Source organism: Thalassovita aquimarina, assembly GCF_018219815.1.
Taxonomy (GTDB): Bacteria; Pseudomonadota; Alphaproteobacteria; order Rhodobacterales; family Rhodobacteraceae; genus Thalassobius; species Thalassobius aquimarinus.
In genome coordinates this window covers 1-13,825 of record NZ_JADMKU010000034.1, presented here as the reverse complement: position 1 = coordinate 13,825, position 13,825 = coordinate 1, and the positions used below count along the sequence as shown (strand labels likewise).

The following is a 13,825-nucleotide window of genomic DNA, read 5'->3' as shown; positions in this document are numbered from 1 at the left end:
GTCCTATGCCTCATCTCGACAACAGGACTCGCACAGATAGCCTCAGAGCGGCAGGAGGGGATCGCCGAGGCGCTTACGCTCAATCTGAACAAGGAAGGTGTCTAGGAAACTAGGGGCACCTCAAGATTCCGGCAGGATCCCCATCCCCGGTTGAGGGCTTCAATGGGTGACTGAGTGCCCTCCACCTCACGGCTTTAATAGAATATCTGTGTCGACACGCCATGACAGATTTCTTTAAGGAGAGACAACGTGTCAGTCGAGCGGCCGAAGATGAAGCCTTCGACCCATTGGGGAAGTTGGCTTCCGGCGTCGGCATATTGCGGAATGGTGAGTGCTCCCAAATCCCTCCATTCGTCGTCCGAGTAGAGAAACGGATACTGGACCGCGGTGGCGGCAATGGTGAAGACAGGCCAGACAGGCGCGGTCAATTCGAGCCTTGTGCGACTCTCGATAGCCAGATGAGCAGTTTGCGACGCGAACGTGGCGGTCGCAACGCTGTTGCCGGCGACATCATGGGCCTATCTTACACGTGCCTCGGGTGAGATGGACAGGACATGGGAAACCAGTCGAAGATCGCGAGTTTCGCGCGGACGCATCATCAACATGTGCGGTCCGAGGGAACTCCACTTCTGTAGTGGTAAATTGTGGTGTGAACCGTATCCAGTGTGACCAACAGGATGTCTCATACTTTGAAAAATAATGACACAGGCATTGGTCAATTTTCAGCGTCGTCGCGACCCGCCTGCGCTGATAGGTGCAGCGGTACGCCACGCGTTCGATCCCTTGCAGCGTTGGCAAATCCGTTCGCCAAACCCGTCGCTCCAGAAGGAGGCCTTGCAGCGCAAACAGAACCGCTCCTTCGGGGTGTCACCAAGCGCACGGTTCGGGCTATCGATTGTAATCTCTTCGTTTTTCATTTGCTTGGCTTGCTCCTCGACCAATAGAATCCTGGTGCAATATCTGACGGAATTCATGGAGATAGCGGTGAGGGGATGTGTCGGGTTGGCATCCCTTCATTCTCAGCCACCCGAATTGCTGAAACTTCGCGGAGCAGACCTTGCGACGTCTTGCGTCCGGTTTTCCGTTCACGCGTTTTGATGTCCGACCATGACGGCCGCCCCCCAGCGTAGAGTTGGCGCAGTTGCCTTTCGGAAACGCCGTCAGCCTGCATCACAAGGCGCACCATCGGATCCGCCAGCATCTTTTCGAGGAAGAGCCGCGACAGTTCTTTTCCTGAAAGCCTGTCTTGCGCACGGGCACTGTCCAGATCGACCATAGAAACGGTCAGGGTCCGAGCGAGGCCGGGATGGGACATCCGCGGATGCAAATGAATCAGGACCGAGGCTTTCCACGTTTTAGGGTTCAGGTGATCGGGAGGTGAGCAAAGTTCTGTCTCGATGTCGTATTCACCTGCCGGGAGTGTCTCGTCGAATCCCGGAACATTGAATGGTCGGGAAAAAACTACAGTGGTCTTGCTGATTAGATTTTCCATCTAAATACTTCTCCTTTTCTGTTGCGCCAGCGGGCAGTTGCCAGCAAGCCCCCCTTGGCGGCGGGCTTCCTGGGCTTATTCGGGTCAGGCCGAGCTTTTCCCGGAACCGCCGGCATCAGCCTTGATTTCGGGCTCTTTTCGAGACGCTTCAGCTGATCTTGATTTCAGCGGAACTACCGCTCTGTCCGTCGGGTCTTTGAAAAATCCGATTTCGACACTTTCGGGTTATCCGAAAGCATTCCAGAAACTTTGTCGGGCAGAAATTTCGTTTGCAGCTGTTAAGTATATGGGGGGCGGTGTCAGTTTTACCATAGAGTAGCGCAGAATAAGACGTCGAATAGCGGTTTCGACCAGCTCTGTTTCAAGCGGAGCAACATCATACCAGCGCCGCGCGCGGGCGAGGTAGTCGAATTCCAACATCCCCTTTTAAAGTTTCTTCGCTGAAAATGATTTTTGCTACATCCGGCGCGCTCATGGCGCGCATAAGAGCGCTGTAGTTCATGCGCAGCTTCATCTCGTTCCCGACGGTAAACGAGGAATTGGTAGTATCCACGACCGTGTGATCGCTGGTCGCTCCAAGAAAATCGACTCCCGAGGGAAATCTCAGTCCCCCCGCATCCGTGTCCTGCTGCCCGATTGCAAGGATCGAGCGAATTCTCCGATCATCGTCCTGAACCAGACCAGACGCTTTGAGTGCCGAGCCAAACGTTGACGACGGCATCGATCCTGGTTTGGGCTTCGTTTCGACGACCTCGGCCACAAGCGCGAAGGCATCCGTGTGAAGCCCCTCGATTGGCTTTCCTGACAGAGGCTCGACACCCAAAAGGATCGCCTCACCCAGGCGCAGATTGTTGATACGGCCCGGCGTTCCTGCACTCAGCGCCCAAGGCAGATTGACCGAACTGCCACCTGACACCAATTCAAGGAACGGGCCGCATGATCCTTCAACTTCGCTTGCCATGCGCGAAAGCATCCCCATTGCCTCGGCGCCCGGCGCGATACCGCCCAAGCAGGCGAAATTTGCAGCAATTCCCTTGAGAGCGACGCCGGGCAACTTTGCGACCTGGGAGGCAAATGCCTCGAGGTCCTCGGGCATGAGACCATCACGCATATCTCCCATTTCGACTACCAGGACCACGTTATGCACGGCACCCCGACGCCGCGCGGCGGCGGCCAGTTCGGTGATCGTTTCCATCTGGGTGTTATAGCTGGCCTCACAGCACTGGATGATTTGTCCGACCTCACTCTGCATCGGAGTTCGGATCATCGTGATCGGACATCCGATCCCAGCCTTTCGCATTCGCACAACGTTTCTCAATCGTGCATCGGCGATGCCGATCACTCCGCCCTCCAACATCGCCTGTGCAATGTCGGGATTACCGCATACCGCCTTCGTAACACCGGTGACAGTGATCCCGCGTGACCCCAAATGCCCGACGAGGCATCGCGTATTCTGGCGGATTTTACTGAGATCAATCTCGATGCGAGGTGCGGTCATTCCGCCGCCACGAGAGGTATCGACCGCAACCGAGGATAGGCGGACAAGACCATCTCTGCCAGATGCGCCGCCGGCCTGTTGAGCGCGTCCGTGACTGGAATGCCAAGGTCGTGCGAATAGGTCCCTATCGCCGAGCCGATCTCTACTTCTGTCATCCCCTCGTGATTGATCGTCATGCCGATCACCTTTGTGTCGGCGAAGGTCTCGATAAGAGTTATCTCTTCGCTCGGATCAGGCATCGGCATATTCGGAAAATCGCAGCGATGAGCACGCTTGGGCGCGTGCTGAAGAATGACCGACAGCGGCTGGCTGCCACGTAGAATGAACGCCGATGTACAGAAGGCCGGATGACTGAGCGCGCCCTGACCTTCGATCAAAATGACGTCCGGTTGTTCGCCTTCGGATGCCGCGACAACCGCCCGCTCAAGCTCGCCACAGCAGAATTGTGGCGGCACCGCGTCCATTGCGACCCCGTATTTTGCGCCCTGCATCAAACCAGTTTGGCCGGTACCGACCAGTACCGTCCGAATGCCGCGCGCATTCAAAGCCTTTGCCAGAATGGTCGCTGTCGTCCGCTTCCCGATCGCGCAATCGGTTCCCAGAACGGCAATGCGGATCGCTTTCACATCCGCAACACTGCCGTCAAACAGACGCATGTCTTTGCTTGGCCGGGGTTTTCGGATATCGCGGATTGTGACATTGCTGGAATTGGCCGCCGCTGCGATTTCGGGATCGTCGCCAAGGTATTCGTGCAGGCCGCTGACAATATTCATGCCAAGCGCAATTGCGTCCAGCACGACATCGCGATCCGCAAGCGACAGCTTACCGTTCGACGGGGCCATCCCGTAGATCAGCGTGTCCGGGATATGGGCTTCGCGCGAAATGGCCGCCTCAAGAACCTTGAGTACAGGAATGTTGTTGCTGAGGTTGTCCAGCACCTGACCGCTATCGTGCCCGTCAAGCGCGCTATCGATAACCGACAGAATGCGGTAGGCTTGCGAGTGGCGAACGAGGCCGTTGCCTGTCTTGCCGTCGATCTGTCCGAAATTCCCTTCACAATAGACGACTGCGGTGGGAACGAGCGTGGCAAATGCCTTGCCCACGCGGTCCGGGCCAGGGCTGCGCCCGGCGGGCGGGGCTTGCGCACCTCTGACGGCGGGTTGTTTGGTTGGTGTAACAGTGTTTTTCGTTTCCATGATGGTTCCTTTCCGGGCGGCCGAACGCGCGTCGCAGGAGGATTTGCGAGGGGCGCGTTGGGACCGGCTGATTGAATTGAATTGGAGGCTGTGAGGCCTAGTCGTTCGGTATGCAGAGGTTTTTGGACCGCTGAAAGTTCCTGTCGCACTCCCACCGGTTTCCCGACCTGTCGAGATGCGCATTGGCTGGAAGCTCTATGGCGCTGCAATGATCGCCAGAGACCGCGTACCCGCGCTCGCACCTCCATCCTGAACCGTAGGCCGCATCGTCAAAGTAGGCGTGCTCGGGAATAGCCACGGCGTTACACGCTCCGTCTTTCTCGAAATATCCGCGCTCGCACGTCCATGGCTGTCCGTACCTGGCAGTATTCAGAAAGGCATGATCCGGTATGACAATGGCAACGCAGGTCTTACCTTTAGCCTCATAGCCACGGTCGCAAAGCCAAAGAGGCCCATATGAGGCATCCGTCAGATATGCGTTCGCGGGCAGGACAACTTCGATACAGGTATCGCCGACTTCCATGTAACCGCGCAGGCAACTCCAACTTCTTCCCGAAGAGTCCAGATACCCACTCTCGGGGACGGCAACCTTTTGACAAGTCGCTCCATCAGTTTCTTGAAATCCATGCAAACACTCCCATCCCGTTCCATAGCTTCGGTTCGTCGGGTAGGCGTTTTCCGGGACGGCAACAGCAACGCATTTATCGCCTACGATCCGATACGACCGGTCGCATTCCCAGCCACTGCCATAGGTTTTGGCATGGGCGTTTGCGGGCATGGGAGGATTCGCGGATTGCGAAAAAGACGGGGACGCAGTTAACATCAAAGCGGATACCACGAAGGCAAAAAACGTTGTCACCAATCGCGTGGTCCTTAGGGCCGTCATATGGTCCTGCACCGCCGAGATTGATGCGGGCGGCGATGAAGGAACTGATCTATGATGCATCCAGTTTCAGCCCTTCTATGCATGCCTTAGCGAGATCCCGGTTCGGAGCGTCGGAACCCGGTACGGTCGCCCAACCGGTCGCCATGACGGCATCGCGCCGCTTGTAGGTTGCCGCCTCTCGGATCGCCGCGAGCTTTGCGACACGTTCATTGTCGGTCCGGGACATGTCGAGGCAGACGGGTACCAGCGCCGCGATGACTTCGTCATGGGCCATCGCGTTGGCCATCTTGTTCGCACCGCCGCCAGTCATCCATCCGCCCCAGGAAAATCCGACGATGCCGATAAATGCCGCGCCCATCAACGCGCCGTAGATACCGGGTTTCAGCCATTCGGGAGTGTTCATATCAGGTCCTCCAGCGGAGAAAGCGCCGCTTCGCTATTTTTTCTTGTTTCAGAATTGACCCGGTCACGGCCAAGCGCCCATTCCAGGTCCTTCTCATTGGTCAAGCGCAGTTCGGTTCGGCCAACTTGGCTCCCCTTTCCCGAAACCGTCAGATAAGTCGCGGTTCGTCGATAGGCCTCAAAGCTGACACCCAACAGCAGCTCTTCCTCGACGACTATTTGATACTCACCGGGCGGTAACTCATCCGGGTAGCCCGGCAAGGTGAACGCTTTGGCGAACGTCAGCATCGATCTAGACGACCTCGTCCCCATCTTTGGCCTCCGTAAAAGTTCTGTGGGTTTTCCCCTGTCATCCACCGCAGAGCGCATCTGAAACGATGCCCCGGCAAGGTGTGGCACTTTGCATGACTTTAGTTCGAGACCGGCAGGAACATGCTGATCGAAGTTAGCCCCAGCCGCATTCTTTTCTGTCAGAAGACGAGCACAGCGCACCGCAGTTGAAGGATGAGTATTGAGGCGATGTCCCCATGCTGAAGCATGTTTGCGCGCCTTGAGAACGTTGCCCGTGTAATAACGGCGGTTCCGAATTCAGCATACGTCCTTGTGGTCGCATCTTCGGTGCAATTCATCCCCAAAATCCAGACGAAAAAAAGGAAATGCCGATGTCCAGATTAGACGTTCTTCACCCGGACGGGAGCGACTTCGATCCGTTTTTGTTCGCCGACGTAGGCAAAGACAGAGCCGGGACGGTTGTGACCCTATTGTCGGCACTGGCAAGGCTCGGGCTGGACCCTTGGAAAGAGGCCGCTGAACTTGCCATCTTGGGGCGGGCTGCTGCGCAGGCCCGACTTGAGGCACATCTTTCACGGTTCAAAGATGTGCCGGCGCTTCGCATTGAAAGCGGCATTGTGGCGGCAAGGCTGACGTTGCTATTGCCAGAACGCGCGTCGCAGCACGTTTCGAAACTGTCCGAGGCTGTGGAATATAACGGCCCCAAGAGCTCCATCGGGTGGATACTCGCCGCCCTCTTAGGTGTTCTAGTTCTGGCGAGGCTCTATTTACTGGCTCAATCGGGCTAACGCCCACGAACCAACCTGGCACCGAAGACAGGACCAATTTTCGCATTGGGAGCAACTGGCCATGCATGACAACGCAGATCTTTGGCATTTGGAAGAACGGTTCTGGACCAGCGGACTGGACAGCATCCGAGCGTCGACAGAAAAAGATGCTATCATGATTTTTCCCTATCCTGTCGGCATCCTTCAGGGCGACCGGTTATGGGATCATCTGAAGCGGAGGACTGGCTGGCGTTCGGTCGAAATGACGGATCGAAGCACGAGGCATCGCGGCGCACTTGCTGTTCTTGCTTATCGTGTCTCGGCTGAGAAGGCTGACGTGCCGATCTATGAGGCGCTCTGTGCGTCTACCTATTTGCACGATGAAGATAAGTGGCTTCGGATATCGCATCAGCAAACCCCTGTCGTGTGAAGTGGCACAGCCACTCGCCCAATTTGGCCGTGCTCTGCCTCATGTCTTTCGCCGTGCAGTTTCCAAGCAACGGCGGCCCATCTGAAATTGGCCTCACTTTCTTTGATCCGCCTTTGATATCGCTCCGGGCTAACCTGCGTCAGTACGACGTGGTCCGGAAGTCGATTAGGTGACACGTGTCCGCCGTATATTTGGTTGGCATTGCTTTTCCGAGTACCTGAGAGGCGCGGGAAATATGCAGATCCTCATACGAACTGCATGTATTTCGCGCCTCTTATTCCCGGAACGTCCAGGAAAGGACACTCCAATGAATGAAGAAAACATGACCGTTAAGCACATGACATCCGTCAAAGCTGCCTGGGACAAGGCGCCAACCGGTCCCAAGAAGGACGCGGCCTTGAAACACTATCAAGCCGCTGAAAAGGCCCACGAGGCCGAGAACGACGAAGAGGCGCACAACGAACTCAAGGCGGCCGGCAGAGCGCTGGTATGATCCATTAGCCGCGACCCTGACCAAAGTCGCCCAAAGTCTGGCTGCGGGCAGCCACGTTATTTCAGGAGCGGCCCGGTCTGATCCAGATACGCCGGATCGAAATCCGCCAGTTCGACCAGTCCCTCATAGTTCTCAATCGTCACAAGGCCGTTCCGAAACGTAACCAGCCTGTCCTCCCTGAGCTTCCGCAGCACGCGGTTGACGTGAACGGCGCTCAGCCCCAATGCGTCGGCGAGATGATATTGCGTCAGTGGGCAGGCATAGCCAGCTCTGCTTCCCATCCCGACGAGCGACAACCTTGCCCCGAGTTCAAGCAGGAAATGCGCCATTCGCGCGTCCGCATCGCGCCGTCCCATCCCGACCAGATGTTCGACCACCATCGCTTCGTCCCGTGACACCGCCCAAAGGATGGCGGTGGCAAGTCGTGGCGTTTGCGCAAAGGCCTCCAGAAGGTCACTGACAAAAACTTCAGCTGCCTGAATATCCACGATCGGCTCGATGCCATGATCAGACGTGTGCAACAGCACGCTGCGCAGCCCAAGGAAATCCCCCGGTATCTGGAAATCGACGATCTGCCGCGATCCATCAGGCTGAATCTTGTAAGAAACAGCCCAACCCGCTGCCAGAATATAGGCCGACTGTTCCGATTGTCCTTGGTGAACAAGGTCACGACCAGCGGCGAAGGACTTTCGGCGCTGGTGCAACCGTTGCAGCACGGCGAGCTCGACCTCCGACAAAGCGACAAATGCGGAGAGTTTTCGCGTAAGCGGACTGCTTTCTATGGACTTCAATGGCGCCTCCCAACCCGGCGGAGAACCCAAAAAAGAATTCTGCGCAGAGACTGCTTTCGATCAGTTCAACATACAACAATTCCTGTGAAGATGGTGGAAATCATCAGGATCTCGCCTGATCCACTAGCTGCAGGAGGTATAACCCCGATGTCAGGTCAGACGGACTATTCGGGCATGGCTGCCCTCTCGATCTGTGAGGCTCTCCTGCTTGCCATCCACGACCACAAACTTCTTCCCGAACGCGAGGTCGTGGGCGTGCTGCGCGATGCCGCGGCGGCCCATGAGAACGCCGGGGTGTCAAAGGCGGAGAAGGAAATGCATCGAGCCATTGCCGACTTGATCAACCATATCATTATTGACGGCAACCTGGCCCGCCGCTCGTGACGGAGACATCGCCCGATACCGACAAATCGTTTCAGACAACACGCGGCTGCTGCGTGACAACGTCCTGCGGCCAAGCCCCCGCCAGCGGCTTGCCGGGCCTTTGACCGGCAACCCAAAGCGGTCGTCAGGAGCTTTGCGCAGCTTCAAACCGGCAGCGAATGCCAGCTGCGCGGTCAGAGTGTGTTTCCAGAGGCCTTCAGCCTCGAACTAAAAGAGCGCCTTGAGAAGGCTACGCCGCCTCAGGAACGCTGGCGAAGAGGCTCAGTTGCAACCAGTTGGGGAGCATCAGAGGTGGAATCGCGGGTGTTGTCCGGGTTGAAGCCGCGCCTGCTGTCTCCGGACCTGCTGGGACATTTCGTGGAGGAATACTGCAAGGCCTTCAACGAGGCGGCCGCGGGTTTCTCCCATGAGCGGCGGAAGGCAGAGACATCTCTCAAAAAGATCGAGAGCAAGATCGATGGCATCATGAAGGCGATCGAGGACGGCATGTACCATGCCTCGATGAAGGCCAAGATGTCGGAGCTGGAGACCGAGAAGGCCCATCTGCTCGCCATCGTCGAGGAAAGCCCGGAGGCCCCCTGCCCAGCGGCTGCATCCGAGCCTGTCCGCACGCTACCGGGAGCTGATCGAAGATCTGGCCAACGCCCTGAACGCACAGAGCGTGAAGGCCGAAGCAACGGCGGCCCTGCGCGGGTTGATTCCCGAAGTTCGGATGATCCCGGACGTCGACGCGCCTGGCGGCCATCACATTGAACTTACGGGAGAACTGGCGGCCATCCTGGCATTGGGGGAGGTCCAAACGACAAAGCCCCCGCTGTTTGCGAGGGCCGGGTCGGAAACGTTGGTAGCGGGGGCAGGATTTGGACACTGTTTGATCCGATCCGGATAACGCGCGCCGCTCTGACTACACACAGCCTCCCCAGGACATGAAGGTCCACAGAACGCCCAATATATCGAATTCCGTGCGGATTACTTACGTCTGTTTTCCGCCCGAACACTACTACATCTCATGCTTCGGCTAGCGTGTCGCGATGCTGGTAGACGATGTCGCGACAGAATTCCGCAACGGCCTGGATGCGGCGTGAGTGCACGAGATCGGACTGTGTTACGAGCCAAATCGCCTGATCGATGCCAAGTTGACTATCGATGCAGAGCAGCCCTTTCGATCGTGCCAGAAAATGGGGCAGGATCGCGATGCCCACCCCATCTGCGCAAGCCGCAAGCTGTGTTCCGAGGCTTGTTGTACTTAGGGCAGGCGCGCGTCCTTGCAGCCGGCTTTCCATCCATTGCGCGGCAGGCAGGTAGGCCTGAGCTTCGCTCCAAGTGATAAAGTCGTCCGCGTCGAAATCCGCCGTATCCGGGTTGCTCATCCTGTGCGTCATGTAGCTGTCGGAGACATAAAGGCCGTACCCCAGTGTACCCAACCGCTGAAGTGTCACATGGCCCCGGTCCGGTTTGACCATGCGCAACGCAAGATCGGCGTCCCGGCGGTGCAAGTTAACGGTAGCGATGTCCGTCACCAGATCGATTGATAGCTGCGGATACTTGGCGCGAAACTTGGGCAGTTCGGGCAGGATTAGGCCGGTTGCGAGGTTTTCGGCTGTCGCCAGGCGTACTCGTCCCGAGACTTCCGGGCTTTCCGTCATTCCAGAGGCCAGTGACCGCGCAGCCGCCTCCATCTCTTCGGCGCTTTCGACCATCGCAGCGCCGTCTTCAGTCAGACGATAACCCGTTTGCTGGCGCAGAAAAAGCGGCCGTCCTATAGATGCCTCCAGTCGCTCGATCCGGCGAGAAACCGTGGCAAGGCCAAGCCGCAGGTGCTTGGCAGCCCCGCTTAGCGTACCCTCCCGGCTGATCGCCAGAAAGATGCGCAGGTCGTCCCAGACAATGTTGCCATCGGCTTCCTTCTTTCCGCTCACGGAAATCAGATCCCCATTTCAGCGCCTATAATCCGCTTTTGGGAAAGCCATACTTTCAGCAGAAGCACAACCACACGAAAGGAAAAGAAGGTGAAAAAGCGGAAGCTGGCAGACGGGTTCGAAGTGTCCGCGCTTGGACTGGGCTGCATGGGCATGAGCGAATTTTACGGGCCGCGGAATGACGAGACATCCCTCGCGGTGCTGCACGAAGCCTTGGATCTGGGGATCAATTTTTTCGACACGGCTGACACGTATGGCCCCCACCACAACGAAGAACTTCTGGGACGCTTCCTTTCCCAGAGCGACGCCCGCTCTGAGGTAAAGATCGCGACCAAATTTGGCATTGTCCGCAAGCCCGGCGAATACGCCCGCAGCTTGGACATGCGCCCCGACTATGCGCGTCAGGCATGCGAGGCATCGCTGAAGCGTCTCGGGATAGAAAGGATTGATCTCTACTACGTTCACCGCGTGAACCCGGCTCAGGACATCGAGGAGACGATGGGTGTACTTTCTCAGCTCGTCGACGAGGGCAAGATCGATCGTATCGGCCTTTGTGAGGTGAGCGCGCCGACACTACGTCGCGCTCATGCCGTACATCCCGTAACGGCCGTGCAGACGGAGTATTCGCTCTGGTCACGCGGGATCGAGGCAGAGGTTCTGCCCACATGTCGTGACCTCGGCATTGGCTTCGTCGCATATTCGCCCCTCGGGCGCGGGTTCCTGACCGGCCGCTTCCAAGAGGTGGAAAATTTCGGGGACGAGGATGCCCGAGGCCTTCTGCCCCGATTCCAGGAAGACGCACTGCGAAAGAACCTCCGGATTGTGGAGGCCGTGCAGACCGTGGCGCAGCAGAAGGAGTGTACGCTTGGGCAACTCGCCCTCGCATGGCTGCTCGCGCAGGGCGAAGACATCGTGCCCATCCCGGGTACCAAACGGTTGCGCTACCTCATAGAAAATGCAGCGGCAGTCGACCTGACCATGACAGCGGCAGAGCAACAATATCTGGATGATCTACTTTCCAGCATCCCGGTGACCGGAGAACGATATACCGAAGAAGGGATGAAAGGCGTCAACGTATAACGCCCGGCGAAAAAATTCTGGAGCTGCTTACGCGGCTAGCATGTTCGTTCATGCGGGCGTTCGCGCCTGCGTGAACGCTATCACAGGAATACGTAAGGCGTTGAGTGGGGCACATCACCTCAAGCGCTTCGGGACCGCCTCAGAGATACCATCATACCAGCGATAGAATATGATCTTGGGAATGCCCGGCCTGTCCAGCCTGCGCTTGATCGGCAGTTTCGGCTACTTAGCAAACCAGATGATCTCGAACTTCTCGGATGCGGGGCACCTCGCTCTATGTCGTCGCGCGTGCTGTATCGCCCGCGGCTGCTTATTCCCGGCCTCTAGGGCCTCCGTTGACCAGTTGTAAAAAAGGCTTTGAGCAACCCCGCTCACGGCAATACAACTCAGCATCGCTGTCCTCGCACTGCTGGCCGCCCAGCACGATTCTGATCTTCTCGTCTGCCGAATATTGTTTGTGGGTCGCCAGGCGGATGTCCCTAACACCCTTCTCATCGTGGCTTTTACGTGCTCCGGGGTTCTGCCTCATCTTCAATCCTTGGCAGTTGAGATGAGGCAGGAACCCTCTCGTATCAAATTGTCTTAAACTGCCCCATTGATGCTGACGCTAGATAAAATCCGATCATGTTTCGTTTGTCTTGCGACAGATCGGACATCGGATCAGAACGGATAGTGTTGTGCGGGATCTTCGATCGTAACCCATCGGGTGGATGTGAAACTTTCCACCCCGGCCTTACCGCCAAAGCGCCCGTATCCGCTGTCTTTGGTACCTCCAAATGGCATCTGAGCTTCGTCTCCAACGGTCGGACCATTAATGTGGCAGATGCCACTGTCGATCTGATCGGCGACGGCCATTGCACGTTGGATGTTGCCACTATAGACGGCGGCAGAAAGACCATAGGCCGTATCATTGGCCACACGAACAGCCTCAGCATCGTCTTTCACACGAACGATCGGCTTGACCGGCCCGAAGCTCTCCTCTTCGTAGATGCGCATCTCGGGTGTCACGCCATCCAGCAAGGTCGCCTTCACGATGGTGCCATCACGGCTACCGCCCGCAACAATCTTTGCACCTTTTGCGACCGCGTCCTCGATAAGAGCATCCATCTTTTCAGCAGCTTCCATTGTCACGAGCGATCCAAGTACAACCTTGTCACGTGGGTTCCCCGCAGGCAGCGCATTGGCCTTTGCAGCAAACGCTTCGACGAATTTGTCTGCAATGCCCTCGTGAACGATAAAGCGCTCTGTCGACATGCAAATTTGCCCCTGGTTCATGAATGCGCCGAATGCCGCACCATTCACGGCCCCTTCTAGGTCAGCGTCATCAAGAATGACCATCGGTGCTTTCCCACCAAGTTCCAGAAGCACGGGCTTCAACTGCATCGCTGCCTTTTGCGCGATGATCCGACCGACAGTTGTGGAGCCGGTAAAATTGATATGCCGAACCTCTGGAGCTGAGATCAACGCCGAAACAACATCCGCTGCGTCTTCGGGGGCGTTTGTCACAACATTCATCACCCCGTCAGGGAAACCCGCTTCCTTAAACGCCTGACCAATGGCCAAATGCGTTGCCGGACACAGCTCAGACGCTTTCAGGATCGCCGTATTGCCACATGCAATGGCAATGGCCACCGCCCGTACACCAAGAATGACGGGGGCATTCCAAGGTGCAATACCAAGGCAAACGCCCAGCGATTTGCGCTGTGCCATGGCAAGTGTTCCGGGCTTATCGGAAGGGATGATTTCGCCAGTGATCTGGGTTGTCATTCCGGCGGCTTCCCGCAAGATTCCGGCGCTCAGCATACAATTGAAAGCAGCCCAAGCACCCGTTGCGCCGGTCTCTGCGATCATCAAGCCGACGATCTCGTCGGTCTTAGCCTCCAAAGCATCTGCCGCCTTGAATAAAAGGGCACGACGCTCGCCCGGACCAGTTTTTGACCACGCCGGATACGCGGCTCCCGCAGCTTTGGCTGCTTTCAGTGCGTCTTCAACCGAAGCAGCAGCGACCGTTGTCGCCACTTCTCCAGTCACCGGATCAATGCGATCAAACTTTTTATTTCCTTCAGCGGCCTCTTCTGCACCACCGATCAGCATGTGGAATGTCATTGATATTCTTCTTTCTTAGGGTCAGGACCCATTGATTTCCGCCGGGTGGCGTGATTCACCGTTCGAAAAACGAGCGGTAAAATGTCTGAC

At 57.1% G+C, this 13,825-nt stretch carries 15 protein-coding genes; 6 read left to right on the top strand and 9 right to left on the bottom strand.

Annotation, left to right across the window (positions count from 1 at the left end; all coding sequences use genetic code 11):
- Nucleotides 1-194 precede the first annotated feature (194 nt).
- The 6 genes from IT775_RS20610 to IT775_RS20580 all read right to left on the bottom strand — a co-directional run bounded on the left by IT775_RS20610 (nt 195) and on the right by IT775_RS20580 (nt 5,762).
- Nucleotides 195-428 carry a hypothetical protein gene (locus IT775_RS20610; protein ID WP_212703134.1) on the bottom strand — a complete coding sequence of 78 codons (234 nt, stop codon included), beginning with the start codon at nt 426-428 and terminating at the stop codon, nt 195-197.
- A gap of 542 nt (nt 429-970) precedes the next feature.
- Nucleotides 971-1,492, bottom strand: a complete 522-nt coding sequence (locus IT775_RS20600) for a hypothetical protein (protein WP_212703132.1) — start codon at nt 1,490-1,492, stop codon at nt 971-973.
- A gap of 376 nt (nt 1,493-1,868) precedes the next feature.
- Entirely contained in the window at nt 1,869-2,990 is a 1,122-nt protein-coding gene (locus tag IT775_RS20595) for an alanine/ornithine racemase family PLP-dependent enzyme (protein ID WP_212703131.1), read from the bottom strand.
- Nucleotides 2,987-4,186, bottom strand: coding sequence for an N-acetyltransferase DgcN family protein (locus IT775_RS20590; protein WP_212703130.1), 1,200 nt, complete (start codon nt 4,184-4,186; stop codon nt 2,987-2,989). Before IT775_RS20590 ends, IT775_RS20595 begins: the two co-directional genes overlap by 4 nt.
- Before the next feature lie 935 nt (nt 4,187-5,121).
- Nucleotides 5,122-5,475, bottom strand: a complete 354-nt coding sequence (locus tag IT775_RS20585; protein ID WP_212703129.1) for a hypothetical protein — start codon at nt 5,473-5,475, stop codon at nt 5,122-5,124.
- Entirely contained in the window at nt 5,472-5,762 is a 291-nt protein-coding gene (locus tag IT775_RS20580; protein WP_246525790.1) for a hypothetical protein, read from the bottom strand. Before IT775_RS20580 ends, IT775_RS20585 begins: the two co-directional genes overlap by 4 nt.
- Nucleotides 5,763-6,136: 374 nt before the next feature.
- On the opposite strand from IT775_RS20580, the gene IT775_RS20575 reads away from it, so the two are divergent.
- From IT775_RS20575 to IT775_RS20565, 3 genes are all read left to right on the top strand, one after another.
- A complete protein-coding gene (locus IT775_RS20575; protein ID WP_212703127.1) occupies nt 6,137-6,553 on the top strand; it encodes a hypothetical protein in 417 nt (138 codons plus the stop codon).
- Between the two features lie 61 nt (nt 6,554-6,614).
- Entirely contained in the window at nt 6,615-6,962 is a 348-nt protein-coding gene (locus IT775_RS20570; RefSeq protein ID WP_212703126.1) for a hypothetical protein, read from the top strand.
- A 307-nt stretch (nt 6,963-7,269) separates the two neighbouring features.
- Nucleotides 7,270-7,455, top strand: a complete 186-nt coding sequence (locus tag IT775_RS20565) for a hypothetical protein (protein ID WP_212703125.1) — start codon at nt 7,270-7,272, stop codon at nt 7,453-7,455.
- A 56-nt stretch (nt 7,456-7,511) separates the two neighbouring features.
- On the opposite strand, the gene IT775_RS20560 is transcribed toward IT775_RS20565, so the two are convergent.
- Complete coding sequence (locus IT775_RS20560) at nt 7,512-8,246, bottom strand: Crp/Fnr family transcriptional regulator (protein WP_212703124.1); 735 nt, start codon at nt 8,244-8,246, stop codon at nt 7,512-7,514.
- 147 nt (nt 8,247-8,393) lie between these two features.
- Here IT775_RS20560 and IT775_RS20555 point away from each other — a divergent pair, with 147 nt between their 5' ends.
- Together IT775_RS20555 and IT775_RS20550 are read left to right on the top strand one after the other, a co-directional pair.
- A complete protein-coding gene (locus IT775_RS20555) occupies nt 8,394-8,630 on the top strand; it encodes a hypothetical protein (protein WP_212703123.1) in 237 nt (78 codons plus the stop codon).
- 291 nt (nt 8,631-8,921) lie between these two features.
- Complete coding sequence (locus tag IT775_RS20550; protein WP_212703122.1) at nt 8,922-9,383, top strand: hypothetical protein; 462 nt, start codon at nt 8,922-8,924, stop codon at nt 9,381-9,383.
- A gap of 254 nt (nt 9,384-9,637) precedes the next feature.
- Here IT775_RS20550 and IT775_RS20545 read toward each other — a convergent pair whose 3' ends face one another.
- Complete coding sequence (locus IT775_RS20545; protein WP_343231172.1) at nt 9,638-10,549, bottom strand: LysR family transcriptional regulator; 912 nt, start codon at nt 10,547-10,549, stop codon at nt 9,638-9,640.
- Nucleotides 10,550-10,639: 90 nt separating this feature from the next.
- On the opposite strand from IT775_RS20545, the gene IT775_RS20540 reads away from it, so the two are divergent.
- Nucleotides 10,640-11,629 (top strand): aldo/keto reductase, encoded by a 990-nt coding sequence (locus tag IT775_RS20540; RefSeq protein ID WP_343231171.1) that lies wholly within the window; start codon nt 10,640-10,642, stop codon nt 11,627-11,629.
- A 660-nt stretch (nt 11,630-12,289) separates the two neighbouring features.
- Here IT775_RS20540 and IT775_RS20535 read toward each other — a convergent pair.
- Nucleotides 12,290-13,735 carry an aldehyde dehydrogenase gene (locus IT775_RS20535; protein WP_212703121.1) on the bottom strand — a complete coding sequence of 482 codons (1,446 nt, stop codon included), beginning with the start codon at nt 13,733-13,735 and terminating at the stop codon, nt 12,290-12,292.
- Nucleotides 13,736-13,825 lie beyond the last annotated feature (90 nt).

What these genes read in the sequence shown, in the direction of transcription:
- IT775_RS20590 (WP_212703130.1), bottom strand. Translation starts at nt 4,186, where the DNA reads ATGGAAACGAAAAACACTGTTACACCAACCAAACAACCCGCCGTCAGA.
- IT775_RS20600 (WP_212703132.1), bottom strand. Translation starts at nt 1,492, where the DNA reads ATGGAAAATCTAATCAGCAAGACCACTGTAGTTTTTTCCCGACCATTC.
- IT775_RS20555 (WP_212703123.1), top strand. Translation starts at nt 8,394, where the DNA reads ATGTCAGGTCAGACGGACTATTCGGGCATGGCTGCCCTCTCGATCTGT.
- IT775_RS20595 (WP_212703131.1), bottom strand. Translation starts at nt 2,990, where the DNA reads ATGACCGCACCTCGCATCGAGATTGATCTCAGTAAAATCCGCCAGAAT.
- IT775_RS20575 (WP_212703127.1), top strand. Translation starts at nt 6,137, where the DNA reads ATGTCCAGATTAGACGTTCTTCACCCGGACGGGAGCGACTTCGATCCG.
- IT775_RS20535 (WP_212703121.1), bottom strand. Translation starts at nt 13,735, where the DNA reads ATGACATTCCACATGCTGATCGGTGGTGCAGAAGAGGCCGCTGAAGGA.
- IT775_RS20565 (WP_212703125.1), top strand. Translation starts at nt 7,270, where the DNA reads ATGAATGAAGAAAACATGACCGTTAAGCACATGACATCCGTCAAAGCT.
- IT775_RS20570 (WP_212703126.1), top strand. Translation starts at nt 6,615, where the DNA reads ATGCATGACAACGCAGATCTTTGGCATTTGGAAGAACGGTTCTGGACC.
- IT775_RS20580 (WP_246525790.1), bottom strand. Translation starts at nt 5,762, where the DNA reads ATGCTGACGTTCGCCAAAGCGTTCACCTTGCCGGGCTACCCGGATGAG.
- IT775_RS20585 (WP_212703129.1), bottom strand. Translation starts at nt 5,475, where the DNA reads ATGAACACTCCCGAATGGCTGAAACCCGGTATCTACGGCGCGTTGATG.